Source organism: Geomonas silvestris (genome assembly GCF_014193515.1).
Taxonomy (GTDB): Bacteria; Desulfobacterota; Desulfuromonadia; order Geobacterales; family Geobacteraceae; genus Geomonas; species Geomonas silvestris.
The window spans coordinates 61,320-79,857 of the sequence record NZ_BLXX01000006.1 but is presented as its reverse complement, the minus strand read 5'-3'; the positions used below and the strand labels follow the sequence as shown (position 1 = coordinate 79,857).

Genomic DNA, 18,538 nt, shown 5'->3' with positions numbered 1-18,538 from the left:
ATAGTGTCGCTGCGTGTAACATGAATAGGAAGAGTTCATGGCGCCCTGTGGCACCGCCCTCACCCTGGCCATCTCCCAAAGGGCAAGGGATATCGGACTCGATTTGGGTTCAATGGCTTGCCTTCGTTCAAGGTTTTTGACCCTAGGTTCGAGGTTTTTGCCTTTGCCTTCGAGGTCCTATGCCCTCGCCTGCTTCAACTCCCTGATGCGCATCGTCAGTGCGGGAACCACATCGAACAGATCCCCCACGATCCCGAAGGTGGCTACCTCAAAAATTGGGGCTTCCGGATCGCGGTTGATGGCTATGATGACGTCCGAGTCCTGCATCCCGACCAGGTGCTGGATCGCACCAGAAATGCCGCAGGCGATGTAGATCTTCGGGCGCACGGTCTTCCCGGTCTGCCCTACCTGGCGGTCCGGCGGCAGCCAGCCGGCATCGACCGCACTGCGCGAGCCGCCGACCACCGCACCGAGCTCACCGGCCAGCTCCTCGAGGATGGCGAAGTTCTCCTTTGCCATGAGCCCGCGGCCGCCTGAGACGATGAATTCAGCGCCCGCCACATCGACACGGTCCTTGCCGCTTTTGTCGGTGATCACCTCGAGCACCCGGCTGAAGATGGCGGCCTCGGAGATGTCGAAACCTTCCGGAAGCACCAGGCCGGTTGCGGCGGGATTGCGCTCGGGAAGCGGCATAACGTGCGGGCGCACGGTGGCCATCTGGGGGCGGAACTTGTCGCACATGATGGTGGCCATGATGTTGCCGCCGAAGGCCGGCCGGGTCTGCATCAGATTGCGCTTGTCATCGATGCCCAGCCCGGTGCAGTCCGCGGTGAGCCCGGTTTTCACCCGGGTGGCTACCGCTCCGGCCAGGTCGCGCCCCATGCCGGTCGCGCCCATCAGCACCACCTCAGGCTTGTACTTGTCGACCAGGTAGCACATGGCCTCCAGGTAGGGCTCGGTGCGGTAGCGGGCGAAGACCGGCTGATCCAGAACGTAGGCGCAGTCGGCACCGTAACAGAAGGCCTCCTGTGCCAGGTGCCCCACGTTCGAGCCGATGATGACCGCGAAGAGCTCCACGTCCAGGCTGTCGGCCAGTTGGCGGCCGGAACCCATCAACTCCCAGGAAACGCGCGCGGGTTCCCCGTCGTTCTGCTCCACGAAAACCCAGACCCCGCGATAGGGATCGATCCTCCTGCGCCGCTCCAGCTCCTCCTCGTCCACCTCGGGGAGCGCAGTCCCCGCCAGCTGGGCCAGGATCTTTTCCTCCTCGGGGGTGAAAAACATCTCCAATGCCCCGGCGGGACAGACCTTGACGCACTTAAGACAGCCGATGCACTTGTCCGCAGTTACCAGCGGTTCGCCCGCGTCGGTCATCTCGATGCAGTCGACCGGACAGGCGCTCTGGCAGCGGGCACCGCAGGCGGCGCACTTGCCGGCTACCACCCGGGCGCGGCCGCGGGGTCTCTTCGGTTTAACGGGTTCACTCATGATTGGACAGCTCCTCGCCCTGACCGCCAGAGGCGGGCAAAGCACGGTTGGTAGGATGTTCGGGTCGAGGCAAGGACAGCACCCGGCTTTGTCAGACCGCCAGCAGGTCCTCTTCCAGCAGGCGGTCCACCAAGAGGAGGGCCGCCCCTACGGGATCGCGCATGCCATCGCCCAGGATCTCCCCTTCGGTGCGCTGCGGGGAGAAGATCCGGCTCACCCAGGTTGGCGAGCCCTTGAGGCCCACACTGTTCACGTCCAGCTTCAGCACCTCGTTGTTCCAGACCTCCACCTGGGCCTTGGCCGAGGCCAGCCGCATGGGGACGGTCGGGTAACGGGGACGGTTCAGCTCGCGGACCACGGTGATCATGGCGGGCAGTCGCGCCTCGACGATCTCGTAGCGCCCCTCCAGCTTGCGACGCACGGTGACGGTTTTCTTGGCGAGGTCGAGTTTCTCGATACGGTCCACCAGGGTCAACTGGGTGAAGCCGAGCCGCACCGCGATGCCGGGACCGACCTGGGCGGTGTCGCCATCGATGGTCTGCTTGCCGCAGAAAACAATGCCGATCTCGTCCTGCTCGGCAAGACGCTGGATCGCGGCGGCAAGCACGTTGGAGGTGGAAAGTGTGTCGGCCCCGCCGAAGACCCGGTCGGAAAGCAGGATGCTGCGATCGACGCCCAGGGCCAGGGCCTTACGCAAGGTGGCCTCCGCGTTGGGCGGCCCCATGGAAAGCGCAACCGCGGTGAAGCCGTTGCTGTCCTTAAGCCTAAGCGACTCCTCAAGCGCGTGGCTGTCATAGGGGTTGACGATGAAAGGGATCCCGTCCCTGATCAGCGTATTGGTCACCGGGTCTATCTGAACCTGTGTCGTATCTGGAACCTGCTTGATACAGGCGACTACAAGCATTGCGCACCTCCTGACAGTATCTGCACCGATACATACCGGCTGTTTTGCTTATCCGCGTATCCGTCGGGCAATATGATTGATCGATGACATAAAAAAGCCGCCGGAGTGTTCACTAGCCCATGCTCCCCATACTGGCAAGGGCGAAGATATTCCCGGGCTGGTAGAGCGGATGATGACCGAGATACATAAGCTGTGCGGAGCCTTTGACTGAAAAGCCCCTGCTGGAGAGGATCTCCCGTGCCGCAAAGTTTCCCGCCGGCACATCGAGGAAGATCTTCCGGTCTCCTGGAACCAGCATCCGGTCCCAGAGTTGCAGCGCCTGGGAGGCGATCACACAGTTCCAGGGACCGACCTGCAGGGCGTCGCCCCAATCCTGGCAGCAGATGAATCCGCCGGAACTGGCGTGCAGCCTGCCGCGGCAGCAGGTAAGCTGCAGCAGCGTTTCCCGGCGGTCGCCCCACCCTACCCGGTCCACCGCCCGCAGGTGTTCGAGGTCCACAGGTTCGGACCGGTCGCCAGGTTGCGGGGCGCCCTGGCCGGTCCAGCGATAGATGTGGTCAATGGGAGCAAAGCCGAGCCTGCAGTAGATGCCGGCCCCCTCTTCCGATGCGGTAAGCCAGATGGTTTCCACGCCGTTTTTCAAAAGTACGGCAACCGCCCGTTCCATGAGAGCGCGGCCGATGCCGTGCCGGCGCGCCTGCGGCTGCACCAGGAGGTTTCCTATCCAGCCGCTTTTGCCGTACTTCACCGAGGTCAGGTAGCCGACCGTCTCACCCGCCTCGCGCCAGACCAGACACCCCTGCGGAAAGGTACCAAGCAGGAATTCGAACTCCCAGCGACCGCTGATCCACCCTTCGCCTGTGGCTAGGGCGAGAAAGGGATCGATGTCGTCGTGCAGGAACGCCCCGCACCCGCTCATAGCTTCGGATTTTCCAGCTGCAGGTTTTCGCCGATCAGGCCGATGGCGTCCGAGCGGCACTGCTTGCAGTGTGCGAACTGGCCGATGACCTTCTCGTTGGCCTTGCGCAGCACGTCGATCTGTTCCGGGCTGGGCGGCACCACGTGGGCGAAATCCGCGTTGGGGATAAGCGGCATGATGTTCATCACGAAAGCCCCGAGTTCCTTCACCTTCTGCGAGATGAGCGGGATCTGGTCGTCGTTCACGCCGGGGATCAGAACGGTGTTGATCTTGATGGTGAGCCCGAGCTCCGCCGCCTGGGCGATGCCCTCCAGCTGGTTCATGAGCAAGAGAGCCGCTGCCTCCTCGCCGGAGTAGCGCTTGCCTTCGTAGTAGACGTGGGAGTAGATCTTGGCGCCCACCTTGGGGTCCAGGGCGTTGAGGGTCACCGTCAGGCTGTGCAGCCCGATCTCCTTGAGCTGGGCCATCCGGTCCGGCAGCAAAAGCCCGTTGGTGCTCAGGCACTTGATCAGGTGGGGAAACTCCTCGCCCACCATGCGGAAGGTTTCGAAGGTCTCCTCGTTGAAGAGCGGGTCGCCGGGGCCGGCAATGCCGACCACCTTGATCATGGGGCCGGTGATGGGGCTCGCCATGACCTCGCGCACCTTGACCATGGCCTCGGCGGGGGTAAGCAGCCGGCTGGTCACGCCGGGGCGCGACTCGTTGGCGCAGTCGTGTTTGCGGGTACAGTAGCCGCACTTGATATTGCACTTGGGTGCCACGGCGAGGTGCATCCTGCCGTTTTTGTGGTGATTGCCGCCGAAGCAAGGATGCCCCTGGATCTTCTCCATTTTCTTGCACGATGTCGCCATTGATATCCTCCTCTGTCGCACTGTCCTTAAAGCATCGCTTGACACTTCAAGCCACAGGTCCGTTGAGAGCCTATAAAAAAAGCCCGGCGGTTGAATTTCCGCCGGGCTTCGTTGCCTGGAAGTGATACCTCGTTGTATCAAGTAACCGGACTTCAGCATGGAGCATGCCACTTTGGGAAACCATCGGTCGAAAGAGCCTGAGACGTGCCTGAACGACACGCCTGTCTTGGTTCGTGCGCCAGGAGCCACCAGCCAGGTTTCAGTTTCATTTCGGCAACTTGCAAAGTTCTGCAAAGGCGCGGCGCAACGCAGTCGCCATGAGCTAAATTTCCGTGCGGCCTGCCCCACGCCAGGCGTCGGCACGACATGCAACATTCCCCTGGCGCCGAGCGAGACTGCCCTGTAAACAGACCGGCGACTATTTTTTGTGCAAATGGGGAGATCGGTTTTGCTGCCGAGCGTGCAGCGGTGCGGGCCTGCGGGAGGGAGTGGTTATTGCAGGCCAAGTGGACATGGTTACTCCACCTCATCCAGACGAGTTGCTGTCGCGGGCCCGGGCCGCATTTCTCGGCCTCGCCATCGGGGACGCCTTGGGGGCGCCGGTCGAGTTCATGACCCGCGGCGAGATCAAGGCGAAGCACCAGGTCTTGCGAGACATGGTCGGTGGCGGTTGGCTGCGGCTCAAACCTGGCCAGGTTACCGACGACACCGAGATGTCCCTGTGCATCGCCCGCAGCATCGCGGAGCGGCGCGACTGGTCGCTGGAGGGCATTGCCGACAACTTTGCGACCTGGCTCAAATCAAAGCCGATCGATGTTGGGGACACCTGCCGCCGCGGCATCCGGAACTATATGTTGAAGGGGATGCTGGAGACCCCGCCCAACCAATGGGACGGCGGCAACGGCGCCGCCATGCGCATGCTGCCGGTGGCGCTCTACACGGTGGGCGATGCCGCCTGCCTCGAGCGCTGCGCCATAGAGCAGGCCCACCTCACCCACAACCATCCCCTCTCCGACGCCGCCTGCCTCAACTTCGGTACCCTGATCCACCTTGCCCTGTGGGGGCGTTCCCTTAGCCGCATGCGCCGAGAGGTGGACGAGATGCTGGTACGCTTCCCGGTGTTCGGCTTCGAGCCGTACAAGGGGCTGGCGACCGGTTACGTAGTCGATACCATGCAGACCGTCTATCACTGCTTCTTCAGAAACCGCAGCTTCGAGTCCTGCGTCATCGACACCGTGAACCAGGGCGGCGACGCCGACACCACCGGTGCCATCGTGGGCGCCCTGGCCGGGGCGTACTACGGCGAAGGCGGCATCCCGGCGCGCTGGCGCAAGAAACTGGACCGGCGGCAGGCCGAGGAGATCGCCAGGCTTGCCGAAGCACTCGTCCGGCTATCACCACTCTACCGAGCCCTGCACCCTTTCTGAACCCGGCAAACCGCATTCACAAGCCCGCTACTCCCCCCTCTACTGCCTGCGTTGGGAAGGACCCGCCGTTCCGCGGCACACCATACTATCGATATGCCGTGGTGTGCCCAGGAGAAAGTGAAGCTTTTTTGTAAAAAGTGAAGCTTTTTTGTAAAAAGTGAAGCTTTTTTGTAAAAAGTGAAGCTTTTCGAGTAAAAAACATCGCTTTCAGCCCCGATAATGCTTTGTTTTTAGGCAACCGCGCGATTTCAGCACCAAAAAACGTAGCTTTTTTTCAAAAAGTGAAGCTTTTTTTGATAAAAATGAAGTTTTTTTCATACCGCCTGACGCTTCGCGGGTCCAACATGCAACCTGGCAGGTCGAAAATGAAGTTTCGTGACGCGAAGTGAAGTTTCGTGACGCCGAAGTGAAGCTTCGAGTTGCGAAGGCAACGAGCCGCGACGGGCCTTCCCCCAACGGGCATTTACCTATTGCTAATTAGGATGCTTTATGCAATAAATGCGACTCGGTTTGTCGTCCATCTTCACCCTGCTTATCGATCAAGGACTGGCATTTCTTCAAGCATATGCTAATCTTTGAGGCCGAGCCTCAGGATCCTGCCAGTCCCCCACAATCAGTGACAGAAACAACACCGACTTAACTCACTACGGCACACATATCGATAGCACTATTCCCAAAGGAGCTGTAATGAACCAAACCGTACGCACCCTGATACTTGCAGCAGCAGTGACCGCAATTGCAGCGCCTGCCCTGGCGGAGTCCATCTGTACCGTGAATGCTCTGGAACTGCGGCTGAGGAAATCCCCTAGCAAGAAGGCCCCCGTCGTTGCCGTACTCAAAAAGGACCAGCAGGTCACCACCTCGGGCGGGTGCTCGGGCGGTTGGGTGCGAGTGACTTCCAGTGACGGCCGGGTATCCGGTTATGTCGGCGGTTGGGCCCTCACCGCCAACGCACCGCAGGTGACCGGCGCAGCCTCCCCCCCCCCTGCTGCCGTCCAGCCGGAACCGCCCAAGAGCGAGCCGATCCTCCAGGTAACCGCTCCGGCTGCCAAGGAAGTCCCTTCCAACGAGAAACTGGCCGTGCAGATCACCGAGTTGCGGCTCAACGTTCTGGGCATCGAGCGCGACATGGACAAGATGGGCAAAGAAATCCAGAAGATCAAAATGAGTCTCGGCAAGAAGAAGGGCCACAAAAAACAGGTCAAGAAATAACCCTTCACCTGGTCCAGATACGGCAAAGGCCGTCAGGTTCGGGGATGCCCGGTCTTGACGGCCTTTCTCGTTACAGACGAAACTATCTCACGTCTCCCTATCCGTCGGTCACACCGTACAGAGCAGACGCTTCACCCGGTATTCCCCTCCGATCACCAGACACTCACCCTCCCCTTTCAAAATCGAGTTGGGCAAAAGCTCGCTGTAGAAGAAGATCTTGGGCAGCGGCACCTTGACCTCCCAGACGATGTAGCCGAATTCCCAGGCCCGTTCCTCGTCGGTGGTGAAGGAGTTCAGGTTGTTGAGCCGGACGATCTCCTCCCGCTTCGAGACGGTCTCCAGTACGTCGTGCTCGCAGCGTTCATACGTGCCGCGGTAGAGCGTCAGGCAGTCCCGGTCCGGGTAACGCTTGGCCAGTTCGTACTGACAGTATTCGTAGAGCAGGTCCAACTGCGAATTGATGGCGGAGGTTCGGGCACTCCCCTTGGTGCGGTCCACGGCGAACTGCTGGTAGCCGGGATCGTGTATGTCGGAGATGCGCACGTTGTGGAAGGTGGGATGCAGCCCCATGCGGCTTTCCACCCATCCCTTCAAGACGGCCCCCTCGACGGAGTTGGAGTCCATCATCCAACCGCGCAGGAAGCGCAGGTAGCTGTTCTTGAGACTTTTCCGGGCGGTGGCAGTCTCCTGCTGCCACTGGTGCAACTGGAACTTGACCGACATGTAGTCGTTGAAAACCAAGGCGCGCTCTTCGGCGCAGTCGATGGAGTCGAGCTTTTTGAAGAAAAAACGGTTGGCCAGGCGAACGCCCTGGATCTCCAGGGACTGGGGATTGTCGTTGAAGTGACGGGAAGCGATGACCCACGGGGGCAGATTGCAGTGATTGAACGTTTGCTGCATGGGCCATCACCTCGCTGTGACAGGACTCGGCTAATACTCTGCGCCGCCTTTCTTTGCGGCTGGCAGGTTACAGCACTTTGGCGAGGTCGCGCAAGGCAGTCGCGATATCGCCTTCGACCACGAACGGTTCCACGCCGATCCTTTCCAGCTCGATCTTGGGCGCCTCGCCGATCATCGAGCAGACCACGGCTCGGCAGCCGGCGAGCACGTCTGCGGTCCCTTTGAGGGTATGGCTGCGCAAGGGGTGGTCGGGATCGAAACGGCAGTATTTCTCGACAGCGCGTTCTTCGACAAAGCTCACCTCGTCCCCGTCTACCTCGTAGATCAGGAAACGCTCGACATGGCCGAAATGCTGGTTGATCTCTTTGCCATCTTTGGATGCTACGGCGAATCGCATACTATGTCCCCCCAGGTAGAGCAGATCGAGGTTAGGTTGAGAAAGCCCTGTTTTCAGATTGTGAGGTCAAGGTTGAGTAACCGCAGGTGCTTCAGAACCGATTGGGAGGAGCTCCAAATGCTTTGCCGATCACTCAACCTTGACCTCAACCTTAACCTGAGCCTTTAAGCCTCAACGGGTGCGAAGGTGAAGCACTTCTTCGAGCAGGTCCTGCCGCAGGCCTGGCACCCGATACAGTTCCCCGGGTTCTCCACCTTCATGAACATCTTCGCCGAATCGTCCTCGTCAAGCTCCTCGAAATTGAGCACGTCGTGGGCGCAAACCTTGAAGCAGCGGCCGCAGCCGATGCAGGCCTCCTCGTCGATGGAGGTGATGAACTGCGGGGTCCACTCCTTCTTGCTCTTGGTCAAACCGGTGATGTAAGCCATGGGGTCGTCTCCTTTATCCTAGGGTTTTGGCAGGTAGACTGCCTGTTTTTTTTAACAGCCGTTCTGCGTTCTAGGTTCTATGTTCTACGTTGACCTTTTGATTCTCGTTCCCATGCTCCAGCGTGGGAATGCAGACACCAGCATCCCAGCGTCGAGCAGCATCTTAAACCGGTAGGTACGTCAAGGTAATCACCTGGCAACATGCGTCACGCGCAGGTTCATGCAATCAACGTAGAACCTAGAACCTAGAACTTTTTTTCTGGTCTAGTCCTCGTCCATGAACGATCCGGCTTCAGCCTTGTTCATCGCTTTGCGCAGCCAAGGCGGCGGGTTGCCGCGCAGCACCTCCTGCATGCGCTCGATGGACTCTTTCAGGCCCACCTCGACGTTGGTCTTCATAGGATGGATCTTGCGGGCGATCAGCTTCGCCGCAGCGGGTCCGCCGATCTGCATGGTGTAGACCACGGCGCAGTCCGAGAGGATGTTGGCGCGGGCCGAGATACGGTCCTCCTCGTCGCTGCCGTGCTCGCCCACGCTCACCGTCTCCAGGAAGTAGGCCTCCTCGGGGCCGACTTCCCAGACGTGGAAGGAGTCGGCCTGGCCGAAGTGCATGTCGATCATCTCGCCGGTCTTGGTGGTAAAGGCTATTTTCATGTTGGCTCCTTTGGCTTGGTGGCGGTTCTGGCTACCGATCGCCAGCTGCCGCCCCCTCACCCCTGCCCCTCTCCCGGCGGGCGAGGGGTTATTTGGATTTCTGACTATCAAAGGCAGGCAAGACATCGTTCTTGTAGTTTTCACAGCAGCCCTCAGGCCACCACAATCTCTGACAAACTCCCGAAGACTCCCTCTCGCCCGCCGGGAGAGGGTCGGGGTGAGGGGGCAGCCATCTCTGGCCAAGCCAGCCCCAGCTTCTCTAGTTGTGGGCCAGCTTCTGCGCCTCTTTGGCGTTGGCCTGGAAGATGTTGGCGACCTCGAATACCAGGTTCAGGGTACCCTGGTAGCCGATCCACATTTTGTGGTGCGAGCCCAGCCTGTCGAAGACGGGCATGCCGGTTCTCAGGTGCGCATTGATGCCGAGCCGCTTGCCCGCCTGACGGGCGTTGGAGTTGGCTACCAGCAGGTCGGCGCCCGCCGCGGTATGCTCCAGATCCTCCAGGTCGCCGACGAAGAGGTTTTCCACCGGCAAGGCGTCCAGGCCACGGGTCCGGGTGGCAGCGATGGCCACCTGGATGTCGCACCCCAGTCCCGAGAGGAAGCTGGTCATCCCCTTCAGGTGATCGGACTCAAGCGCAATGGCCACCTTCTTGAGGCCGAACTGGTAGTGGCTGTCCACCATGGCGTCCATCAGCCGGCTTCTCCAGCGCCGGAACTTCTCCGGGATGGGGCGGCCGGAGATGTGGGAGAGTGCCGCCATGAGAAGGTCGCTCTCGGCGATTCCCGTAAGGGAGGTGAACCCGTAGCTGGGAATGCCGAACTTCTTCTCCAGGATGCCGGCGGCGTCGGCCAGTGAGTCGCCGATAAAGAGTGTCGCCTCGCTGCGTCCGGCCTGGCGGATCCGCTCCACGCTCACCCCGCCCACCGACAGGGCGGAGACGGTGGCGTCGATGTGGCCGTCCAGGGCGTTCGAGATGTCCGGAACCACCACAGGGTCAAGGCCAAAGGCCTCGCAGATCTCCGCCACCTGCTCCACCTCGGCGGGGGTCAGCTGGCAGCCCGGCAGGATGTTCACCTGCCCCTTGATCGTGGCGCCCCCCTCGGGAATCCCTTCCACGATCGCCTCGACGGCCGCGGCATATCCCTCCTGCATGGAGCCGCAGTAGTCGGGGGTCGAGGCGTGAATCACCGGCACCAGGTCGTGCTCGGGGTGCTCCTGGCGGAACTTGACGATGGCGCTGCGCACGTCGTCGCCCATGGTCTCGGTAAGGCCCGAGGTCATCACGCCCACCACCTTCGGGGAGAACTTCTCGATGACGCGCTTGATGCCAATCCTCAGGTTGTCCCAGCCGCCGAAGATTGCGGTCTCCTCGCTCATGCTCGTAGAGTTGAGCGCGATGGATTCCTTGAAATGCCGGGAAAGCTGCAGCCTGATGAAGGTGGAGCACCCCTGGGCGCCGTGCAACAGGCCCAGCATGCCGTCGATCCCCAGGTAGGCAAGCGTGGCGCCCAGCGCGGGGGAGTTCTTCTGCGGGTTCACCGTGGCGCTCTTCACCGGCACCTTTACCCGCGAGAGCTTCATCTCCTCGGCGGCCAGACGCCCGGCCAGGCCGGTCGCTTCGATAAGGGCGGCCTCGAGCTCAGCGACATCCTTCTCCCAGGGTGCTTTGCCGTTTAATACCGGCCAGATGGGATTATTGACCGTGAGATCCAGCTGCTTGGCGAAGGTGACCATGCCGTCGTACCCGGCGTACGGGTGGGAGCGGCCGTGGTTGATGTCCAGAAACGGGGTCTTGGTCTTGAGCGCCAGGAACTTGGTCTTGCCACCGGCCACGATCAGGTCGGGGAGCTTGTCGTACATCACCGACAAAAGCCCGGCAGTCGAGGTGTCCTTGATGATGGAGGCGTCCTCGTGCATGAGGGCCTTCATCCGGTAGAAGTCCTCCAGCGTCGAATTCTGGGTGCCCGCGGCGAGAATTTCCACGCCCAGTTCGGCAAGCGCGTTCACCATGGACCAGGTCTTGACGCCGCCGGTAAAGAGCACGGCTCGTTTTCCCTGCAGACGGGCCCGGTAGGGAGCCAACTGGACGCGGCAGGCCTCTTCGCTCTCGGCGATAAGGCGCTCCACCCGGTCCTGCATGATCCGCTTCTCCAGGCCGTTGACCCGGTCGTCCAGCTCGCGGGCGATGTTCCGGAGCGCCTTGGCAACGTCGGTCATGCCGTAGAAGGATTCCTCCAGGTACGGGATGCCGTAATTTTTCTGCATCTTCTTGGCGAGGTTGGTGAGGCTTTTGGAGCAGATGATGACGTTCAGCTTGGCCCGGTGCGCGTAGCGCAGGTCCTCGAACTTGGCGTCGCCGCTGATGCAGGACAAGACCCTGATGCCGAGCTTGTCGAAGAGCGGCAGCATGCCCCACAGATCGCCCGCGATGTTGTACTCGCCGATCAGGTTGATGTCGTAGTCGGTGACGACTTCGGGCTCGGCGGTTCCGATGACGTACTTGAAGAGCATCTCTCCGGCCAACCGGTTGCCGATGTTCTTGTCGCCGATGAAACCGGGGGTGTTCACGGGAATCACCGGCATGGGGACCTTCTCGCTGGCCGCCAGGCAGACCGCCTCGATATCGTCGCCGGTCATGGAGGTGACGCAGGTGGCGTAGACGAAGATAGCCTTGGCCTCGGGGTAACGTACCGCCAGTTCCTTGATGGCTTTATAGAGTTTTTTCTCGCCGCCGAAGATGACGTCGTTTTGCAGCATTTCGGTTGTGAAACCGCGGCGGTAGAGTTGGGATTCGCTGGAGCGGGCACCCCGGTTGTCCCAGGAGTTGCCGGCGCAGGCGATGGGGCCGTGCACCAGGTGGATCACGTCGGTGATGGGCATGAGGACCACGCGGGCGCCGTCGTAGGCGCAGCTTCTTTCGGTCCCCTCGCCAGGTTCTGATTTCTTGCAGAATTTTGGAGCGCCCGCATCATTTGTCGCGCATTCTTCAACGTCGTACCAATCCGGTTTTGCCATGGGGCCACTCCTTTGTGGTTAGAGCGTGCGGCTAGAACAACAGGTTGCCACGAGGCACGGAGTACACAGAGGAAATCAACACCAAACCAAAGGTTTTCTCCGTGTGCTCCGCGCCTCCGTGGCGGAAACGCCTTTTACCTCATCATTTCGAAGTACTTGTCCTCGCAGGTCTCGTCTCTAACCTCGATGAACTTGTTGCAGATGGTGGTCAGCATGTTGATGGCACCCTGGTAGCCGATAAGCGGCGAGCGGTGCAGGTTCACCCGGTCGAAGATCGGGAAGCCGAAGCGGAACAGCGGGATGTTGGCGTCGCGCGCGGCGAACTTGCCGTGGGTGTCGCCGATCATGGCGTCGACCGGATCGGTCACCAAAAGGCTGCGCATGTGCCAGAGGTCCTTGCTGAGGTAGATGGTGCACCCCTTGCCGTCCGGGGAGGCGTCGAGCAGCGCCTGGGCCTCCTTCTGGAACTTCTTGCTCCCCTTGGAGCAGAGGATGTGCCAGGGCTTGGCGCCCATCTCCAAGAGGAAGGAGATGTAGCCCAAGAGGTAATCCGGGTCGCCGTAGAGGGCGAACTTCTTGCCGTGGATGTACTGGTGGGCGTCGGTCATGGCGTCCACCGCGTGCCCGCGCTCTTCCTTCAGCGACTCGGGAACCGGCTTGTTGAACAGCCTGGAGAGCTGCAGGATGAACTCGTCGGTCTTCGCGACGCCGAAGGGGGTCGGCAGGGCGACGTGCTTGCCGGAGTAGTTCTCCTTCACCCAGGTGAAGGTCTTGGCGCTGGCGTAGGGAGCCACGGTCATGGTCACCTTGCCGTTGATCGAGTCGGCCGCATCGTCGAGCTTGGTGCCGCCGGGGTACGGACGATAGGTGCCGTCCAGCGGGGAGTCGAAGACGTCGGAGATGTCGGCCAAAAGGGTGTAGGGGATGCCGAATTCCTTCAGGATCCTCTTGTACTCGCGATAGTTGCCGGTGTTGCAGTCGAACCCGGGGATCAGGTTCAGCTTGCCGGTGCAGCGCCCTTCGATCTTCTTCCCCTCGGTCAGGGTCTGCAGGATGGAGACCAGCATCGAATCGTAGCCGTGGACGTGGGAGCCGTTAAAGCTCGGGGTGTTGGCGTAAGGGAGCGGATACTCCTGCGGCACGATGTTCTTGTTCTTGGCGTTCTTGATGAACGCGGTCAGGTCGTCGCCGATCACCTCCGGCATGCAGGAGGTGAAGACCGCCATCATCTTGGGCTTGTAGATGGTGTAGGCGTTCTCCAGCGCCTCGTGCAGGTTGTTCTGGCCGCCGAACACGGCGCCGTCCTCGGTCATGGAGTCGGAAACCGCCGGTGCCGGCTCACGGAAGTGACGGTTGAAGGTGGAGCGGTAGTAGGAGGCGCAGCCCTGCGAGCCGTGCACGAAGGGAAGGCACCCTTCGAAACCGTGGGCTGCCAGCTCGGCGCCCAGCGGTTGGCAGGCGTGCGGCGGGTTGATCACCAGCGCCTGGCGGGCGAAGTTCTTCTCCTTGTACTCCTCGGTATTGATCCAGGCAGAGACACGATCGATGTCTTCCTGCGGGGTTTCGGTTACGTATTTGACGGCGGTTTCTGCACTCATGGGTGTACTCCTTTCGGCCGCCGACCAATCTGTCGAGCGGCTGGGAAATGTTTGGCCTTTACCCCCCTTTGGAACAGGGGGCATGGGGGGATTCGCCATTTGTCAGTTGGCCAACTACCTTCGAGGCGAATCCTCCCTGTCCCTCCTTTTACAAAGGAGGGGACCTGTGGACCGGCCGCGGTGGTTACGCCAACATCTCTTGGATCGGATCCCTCTAGAACGGCGACTTCACCAGCTTCCAGGTCGGGCTGTTGATCGCCATGTCGACGTCGCGGGCGAAGATCGGGAAGCCGTTGTAGGCGTGGTACGGACCTGAGTAGTCCCAGCTGTGCATCTGGCGGAACGGGATGCCCATCTTCTGGAACAGGTACTTCTCCTTGATGCCGGAGCCGACCAGGTCGGGGCGCAGTTCGTTGACGAATTCCTCGAGCTCGTGTTCAGAGGCGTCGTCATAAATAACCGTGGCTTCGGGCATTTCGACCGAGGTTCTCTCGTAGTCGTCGCCGTGGGCGAACTCGTAGCCGGAACCGACAACCGTCATGCCGAGGTCGGCGTAGGCGTTCACGGTGTGGCGCGGCCTGAGACCGCCGACGTAGAGCATCACCTTCTTGCCTTCCAGGCGCGGACGGTACTCGTCGATGACCGCCTGCATGATCGGGTCGTACTTGGCGATGGCCGCCTCGACCTTCTCCCGGATGGATTCGTCGAAAAAATCGCCGATCTTCCTCAGGCTCTCGCGGATCTTGGTCGGGCCGAAGAAGTTGAACTCCATCCAGGGGATGCCGTACTTCTCTTCCATCACGCGGCACATGTAGTTCATGGAGCGGTAGCAGTGGATCAGGTTGAGCTTCACCTTGTGGGTGGCCGCGATCTTCTCCAGTTCGCCGTCGCCGGTCCAGACAGCCTTCACGTTCAGGCCGATCTCTTCCAAAAGGGGCTTCACGCTCCAGACGTCGCCGCCGATGTTGTAGTCGCCGATCAGCGCGATATCGTACGGGCTCTCGGGCTCGGCAAACTCACGGGTCCCGATGATGTGGTCGCGGATGGTGTCGTTGGAGATGTGGTGACCAAGCGACTGGGAAACCCCTCGGAAACCTTCGCAGTTGCACGGGATGATCGGGATGTCCAGTTCCTTGGAGGCAACCTTGGCAACCGAGTTGATGTCGTCACCGATAAGGCCTACCGGGCACTCGGAAAGTACCGAGATACCCTTGGCCAGCGGAAACAGCTCGTGGGCCTCCTCGAGCAGGGTGCGCAGCTTCTTGTCGCCGCCGTAGACGATGTCCTTCTCCTGGAAGTCGGAGGTGAACTGCATGCCGAACTGGGTGACCCCGTTGATGCCGGTCATCATGTTGCGCCGGGTGCCCCAGGAGTACCAGCCGCAGCCGACCGGGCCGTGCGAGACGTGCACCATGTCGCGGATCGGGCCCCAGACCACCCCTTTGGCGCCTGCATAGGCGCAGCCACGGGCGCTCATGATGCCGGGAACCGTCTTGCGGTTACTCTTGACGCAGGCGCCTTCGCCCTCGTTGGGAGCCAGGTGCGGCGCGCGCTTTTTCTTGGCCTTCTCCGGATAGATTTCCATGGCCTTGTCGATCATGGCCTGGGTCGATTCTTTGGTGATCCCCTCTACTTTCTTTCTCGCTTCAGACATAGCTTGCTCCTTATCTTCTGGAAGGCGGGGCTCATCCGCCACCGCCTCCAGGCTCGCTCGGGGAAATGATCTAGACTGCGGCTTTCTCGGCAACACCCACGATGGTCTCGTCTTCGACTTCCATGATGCCGAACTCCATCAGCAGCTCTTCCAGCTCTTCCATTTCCAGCGGGGTCGGAACCACCAGCATCTTGTTGTCGGCGATCTTCTGGGCCAGGGTGCGGTATTCCTGGGCCTGCGGATGATCCGGGGAATACTCGATGACGGTCATCCTGCGCAGTTCGGCGCGCTGTACCTGGTTATCGCGGGGCACGAAGTGGATCATCTGGGTGCCGAGCTTGGCGGCCAGGGCGGAGATCAGTTCGAACTCCTTGTCGGTCTTCCTCGCGTTGCAGATCAGGCCGGCCAGGCGGACCTTGCCGGAGGAGGCATACTTCAGGATGCCCTTGGCGATGTTGTTGGCGGCGTACATGGCCATCATCTCGCCGGAGGTGACGATGTAGATCTCTTCGGCCTTGCCTTCACGGATCGGCATGGCGAACCCGCCGCAGACGACGTCGCCCAGAACGTCGTAGAAGACGAAGTCGAGGTCCGGGGTGTAGGCGCCGTTTTCTTCCAGGAAGTTGATGGCGGTGATGACGCCGCGGCCTGCGCAGCCGACACCCGGCTCCGGTCCGCCGGACTCGACGCACTTGACGTCGCCGTAGCCGATCTTCATGACATCCTCAAGCTCCAGGTCCTCTACGGTGCCGAGTTCGCGCACCAGGTCCATAACGGTGGACTGTGCCTTGGCGTGCAGGATGAGGCGGGTGGAGTCGGCTTTCGGGTCGCAGCCGACGATCATGACCTTTTTGCCCATGTAGGCGAGGCCTGCTACCGTGTTCTGGGTGGTGGTGGATTTGCCGATGCCGCCTTTGCCGTAGATCGCGATCTGTCTCATGTGTTCGTCTCCTTTTGTTCGCCCCGCTGACCGTCTCCGCCAATCAGGCCAGATCCGCTCGGTCACCTTCGTCAGCCACTCTGACGAACCTGCCACTTCGCTTAGATCGCCATCTCGATACTTCGCGGTGCAGGGCTCGTTTTGATTGTGCGAGGCCTTTAAAAGAAAAAAGGCGCTCCGTTTCGAATACGGTGGGCGCCTTTGCCTTGATCCTGGAGGTGAAATACGTCGCTGTATTTCTTATTCGGTTTTGCCTTACTCTTAGCAGCTACCGTGCCAACCCTGAAACTACTGTTTTTACGTGTCTTACCGCCCTACTTTACGTTCCTGGCGCAATCTGTCGAGGCAGTTGCCTATCTTTTAGTCATTCACCGGGCAATTCATTAAGCGGCCGAGAGCCGGCAGATCTCGGAGCCGATCAGGCGCTGGTAGAGGTTCTCCAGTTCCGCGGCGCCCAGGGGGCGTTTCAGGCGCTGCGCGGTGCTGCGCACGGTGGCCATGAGCGACTGGGCCTCCGCACGGCTTACCCGTATGCCGATCTGCCGGTAGCTCTCCACGATGCCGTTGGTGCCGGAGTGCTTGCCGGCCACGATGTAGCGGGTAAGCCCCACCTCCTCGGGCGGAAAGCCCTCGTAGTTGGCGGGGTTCTTGAGGACGCCGTCGGTGTGCAGCCCCGATTCGTGGGAAAAGACCCGCTCCCCCACCACCGCCTTCCAGGCCGGCACGTCGCGGTTTGATGCCTTGCCCACCAGGCGGGATACCGCGGAGAGCTTGCGGGTGTCGATGCCGACGTCGATGCCGCAGGCCACCTTGAGCGCCATCACCACCTCCTCCAGCGCGGCGTTCCCTGCCCGCTCCCCCAACCCGTTCACCGTGGTGCTGATGTAGGTCGCGCCCCCCTTGACGCCGGCAAGCGCATTGGCCGTTGCCATGCCGAGGTCGTTATGGGTGTGCACCTCTATCTCCAGACCGGGGGCCGCGGCAGTCAGGGACGCCACTTTTTCATACATCGCGAAGGGATCCATGACCCCCAGGGTATCGCAGAAGCGGAAGCGCTCCGCACCCATCGCCTGGGCAATCCCCATGAGTTCACAGAGAAAGCCGAGATCGGCTCTGCTGGCATCCTCGCCCCCCACGCAGACGTAGAGGCCGTGGTCCTTGGCAAAGCCCAGGGCGCGCTTCAGCTGTTCTTTCACCCACTCCCGGCTTTTGCCGATCTTGCTCTCGATCATGAGGTCTGACACCGAAAGGGAGAGGTCCACGGCACCGACGCCGCAGGAGATGCTCGCCTCGATGTCGGGTATGAGGGCGCGGTTCCAGGTGATAAGCCGGACGCTGAGCCCGAGGTTTACCAGGGCGCGGATCGAGGCGCGCTCCTCCGCACCCATGGCCGGGATGCCGCACTCCAGTTCGTGCACCCCCATGGCGTCGAGGGCGCGTGCTATCGCCAGTTTCTCCTTGGCGCTGAAGACGACGCCGGCCGTCTGTTCGCCGTCGCGAAGCGTGGTATCGCCGATGCGTATCGTCTTTTTGGATGAGCCGACCATGGTGACCTCCTTAGGTAACGTTTCAGCCGAGACACGCGGGCGCCGTTGCCCAATGCACTCTTTCATCGAGCTTGAGCACAAGCTGTGCCAGAGGCGCGAAACGCCGCATTCGCGCTCTATATGACTGTTATTACACCAGTTATCGCTATGGTTCGGCGTTTAAACGGCAACACGGGGAAGAGACGCTAAACCGTCGACTGCACGTCAATGAATCGGTGAGCCCAAAATTGCGGCAGGCATGGCGGGAGGAAACGGCAGGGTTGACATCGGAGTAGTCGATTTACTTTTCAACGTGTTTAGATGCGGGGTTACAACCTGACCAGGTCATGACAGACCAGGCACTGTTCCTTGGGCGGATGCTTTTCGGGGAGCGGCAGCGAGGTGTTATTGTGGCAGGTAACGCAGATGAGTTCGACCTGCGCCCGGCTGCGGCCGTCCTTCAAGGCCAGGTAGCTCGAGCGGTGGCGGTCGTCCAGCGGTATGGCCTTCCCCTTCCCTTTGCCGGTTCCCAGCCCCAACAACCCCACCAGCACGAGCACACCTACGATGCTGATCCAGTCCCTGCCAGATAACTTCATTCACTATCTCCAGAACAACGGAAGT

16 protein-coding genes are annotated in these 18,538 nt (G+C 61.0%); 2 read left to right on the top strand and 14 right to left on the bottom strand.

The features are described 5' to 3' along the window. Nucleotides 1-177 precede the first annotated feature (177 nt). The 4 genes from GMST_RS11360 to GMST_RS11345 form a co-directional block, all read right to left on the bottom strand. Nucleotides 178-1,488: an electron transfer flavoprotein subunit alpha gene (locus GMST_RS11360; protein ID WP_183354779.1), complete on the bottom strand. Its 1,311-nt coding sequence runs from the start codon at nt 1,486-1,488 to the stop codon at nt 178-180. A 91-nt stretch (nt 1,489-1,579) separates the two neighbouring features. Next, nucleotides 1,580-2,392, bottom strand: a complete 813-nt coding sequence (locus tag GMST_RS11355) for an electron transfer flavoprotein subunit beta/FixA family protein (protein WP_183354778.1) — start codon at nt 2,390-2,392, stop codon at nt 1,580-1,582. A 112-nt stretch (nt 2,393-2,504) separates the two neighbouring features. Beyond that, nucleotides 2,505-3,311, bottom strand: a complete 807-nt coding sequence (locus GMST_RS11350; RefSeq protein WP_183354777.1) for a GNAT family N-acetyltransferase — start codon at nt 3,309-3,311, stop codon at nt 2,505-2,507. Further along, nucleotides 3,308-4,162 (bottom strand): radical SAM protein, encoded by an 855-nt coding sequence (locus GMST_RS11345; RefSeq protein WP_183354776.1) that lies wholly within the window; start codon nt 4,160-4,162, stop codon nt 3,308-3,310. Before GMST_RS11345 ends, GMST_RS11350 begins: the two co-directional genes overlap by 4 nt. Nucleotides 4,163-4,674: 512 nt before the next feature. Between GMST_RS11345 and draG the strand changes: the two genes are divergently transcribed. Beyond that, complete coding sequence (gene draG, locus GMST_RS11340; protein WP_183354775.1) at nt 4,675-5,589, top strand: ADP-ribosyl-[dinitrogen reductase] hydrolase; 915 nt, start codon at nt 4,675-4,677, stop codon at nt 5,587-5,589. A gap of 687 nt (nt 5,590-6,276) precedes the next feature. After that, entirely contained in the window at nt 6,277-6,801 is a 525-nt protein-coding gene (locus GMST_RS11335; protein ID WP_183354774.1) for an SH3 domain-containing protein, read from the top strand. Between the two features lie 108 nt (nt 6,802-6,909). Here the strand turns inward: GMST_RS11335 and GMST_RS11330 are convergent, their stop codons facing one another. The 10 genes from GMST_RS11330 to GMST_RS11285 all read right to left on the bottom strand — a co-directional run bounded on the left by GMST_RS11330 (nt 6,910) and on the right by GMST_RS11285 (nt 18,513). Continuing rightward, a complete protein-coding gene (locus tag GMST_RS11330) occupies nt 6,910-7,701 on the bottom strand; it encodes an NAD(+)--dinitrogen-reductase ADP-D-ribosyltransferase (RefSeq protein ID WP_183354773.1) in 792 nt (263 codons plus the stop codon). A gap of 67 nt (nt 7,702-7,768) precedes the next feature. Next, nucleotides 7,769-8,098 (bottom strand): NifB/NifX family molybdenum-iron cluster-binding protein, encoded by a 330-nt coding sequence (locus tag GMST_RS11325; RefSeq protein WP_183354772.1) that lies wholly within the window; start codon nt 8,096-8,098, stop codon nt 7,769-7,771. A 164-nt stretch (nt 8,099-8,262) separates the two neighbouring features. Then, nucleotides 8,263-8,526, bottom strand: coding sequence for a ferredoxin III, nif-specific (gene fdxB / locus GMST_RS11320; RefSeq protein ID WP_183354771.1), 264 nt, complete (start codon nt 8,524-8,526; stop codon nt 8,263-8,265). 264 nt (nt 8,527-8,790) lie between these two features. After that, a complete protein-coding gene (nifX, locus tag GMST_RS11315) occupies nt 8,791-9,180 on the bottom strand; it encodes a nitrogen fixation protein NifX (RefSeq protein ID WP_183354770.1) in 390 nt (129 codons plus the stop codon). Between the two features lie 259 nt (nt 9,181-9,439). Further along, nucleotides 9,440-12,196, bottom strand: a complete 2,757-nt coding sequence (locus GMST_RS11310) for a bifunctional nitrogenase iron-molybdenum cofactor biosynthesis protein NifEN (protein ID WP_183354769.1) — start codon at nt 12,194-12,196, stop codon at nt 9,440-9,442. Between the two features lie 134 nt (nt 12,197-12,330). Then, nucleotides 12,331-13,794, bottom strand: coding sequence for a nitrogenase molybdenum-iron protein subunit beta (gene nifK / locus GMST_RS11305; protein ID WP_183354768.1), 1,464 nt, complete (start codon nt 13,792-13,794; stop codon nt 12,331-12,333). Nucleotides 13,795-14,008: 214 nt separating this feature from the next. Continuing rightward, nucleotides 14,009-15,448, bottom strand: a complete 1,440-nt coding sequence (gene nifD, locus GMST_RS11300; RefSeq protein ID WP_183354767.1) for a nitrogenase molybdenum-iron protein alpha chain — start codon at nt 15,446-15,448, stop codon at nt 14,009-14,011. Nucleotides 15,449-15,518: 70 nt separating this feature from the next. Next, complete coding sequence (gene nifH / locus GMST_RS11295; protein WP_183354766.1) at nt 15,519-16,388, bottom strand: nitrogenase iron protein; 870 nt, start codon at nt 16,386-16,388, stop codon at nt 15,519-15,521. Nucleotides 16,389-16,771: 383 nt separating this feature from the next. Continuing rightward, on the bottom strand, nt 16,772-17,935 hold the full coding sequence (gene nifV / locus GMST_RS11290; protein ID WP_183354765.1) for a homocitrate synthase: 1,164 nt from the start codon (nt 17,933-17,935) through the stop codon (nt 16,772-16,774). Between the two features lie 308 nt (nt 17,936-18,243). After that, nucleotides 18,244-18,513 carry a cytochrome C gene (locus tag GMST_RS11285; RefSeq protein WP_183354764.1) on the bottom strand — a complete coding sequence of 90 codons (270 nt, stop codon included), beginning with the start codon at nt 18,511-18,513 and terminating at the stop codon, nt 18,244-18,246. Nucleotides 18,514-18,538: the final 25 nt, after the last annotated feature.

Excerpts from the sequence above, each read along its gene's own strand:
- GMST_RS11285 (WP_183354764.1), bottom strand. The coding sequence starts at position 18,513 with ATGAAGTTATCTGGCAGGGACTGGATCAGCATCGTAGGTGTGCTCGTG.
- GMST_RS11350 (WP_183354777.1), bottom strand. The coding sequence starts at position 3,311 with ATGAGCGGGTGCGGGGCGTTCCTGCACGACGACATCGATCCCTTTCTC.
- GMST_RS11330 (WP_183354773.1), bottom strand. The coding sequence starts at position 7,701 with ATGCAGCAAACGTTCAATCACTGCAATCTGCCCCCGTGGGTCATCGCT.
- GMST_RS11310 (WP_183354769.1), bottom strand. The coding sequence starts at position 12,196 with ATGGCAAAACCGGATTGGTACGACGTTGAAGAATGCGCGACAAATGAT.
- nifV (WP_183354765.1), bottom strand. The coding sequence starts at position 17,935 with ATGGTCGGCTCATCCAAAAAGACGATACGCATCGGCGATACCACGCTT.
- nifD (WP_183354767.1), bottom strand. The coding sequence starts at position 15,448 with ATGTCTGAAGCGAGAAAGAAAGTAGAGGGGATCACCAAAGAATCGACC.
- nifX (WP_183354770.1), bottom strand. The coding sequence starts at position 9,180 with ATGAAAATAGCCTTTACCACCAAGACCGGCGAGATGATCGACATGCAC.
- GMST_RS11360 (WP_183354779.1), bottom strand. The coding sequence starts at position 1,488 with ATGAGTGAACCCGTTAAACCGAAGAGACCCCGCGGCCGCGCCCGGGTG.
- GMST_RS11355 (WP_183354778.1), bottom strand. The coding sequence starts at position 2,392 with ATGCTTGTAGTCGCCTGTATCAAGCAGGTTCCAGATACGACACAGGTT.
- nifK (WP_183354768.1), bottom strand. The coding sequence starts at position 13,794 with ATGAGTGCAGAAACCGCCGTCAAATACGTAACCGAAACCCCGCAGGAA.
- GMST_RS11325 (WP_183354772.1), bottom strand. The coding sequence starts at position 8,098 with ATGCGATTCGCCGTAGCATCCAAAGATGGCAAAGAGATCAACCAGCAT.
- GMST_RS11335 (WP_183354774.1), top strand. The coding sequence starts at position 6,277 with ATGAACCAAACCGTACGCACCCTGATACTTGCAGCAGCAGTGACCGCA.
- GMST_RS11345 (WP_183354776.1), bottom strand. The coding sequence starts at position 4,162 with ATGGCGACATCGTGCAAGAAAATGGAGAAGATCCAGGGGCATCCTTGC.
- draG (WP_183354775.1), top strand. The coding sequence starts at position 4,675 with ATGGTTACTCCACCTCATCCAGACGAGTTGCTGTCGCGGGCCCGGGCC.
- fdxB (WP_183354771.1), bottom strand. The coding sequence starts at position 8,526 with ATGGCTTACATCACCGGTTTGACCAAGAGCAAGAAGGAGTGGACCCCG.
- nifH (WP_183354766.1), bottom strand. The coding sequence starts at position 16,388 with ATGAGACAGATCGCGATCTACGGCAAAGGCGGCATCGGCAAATCCACC.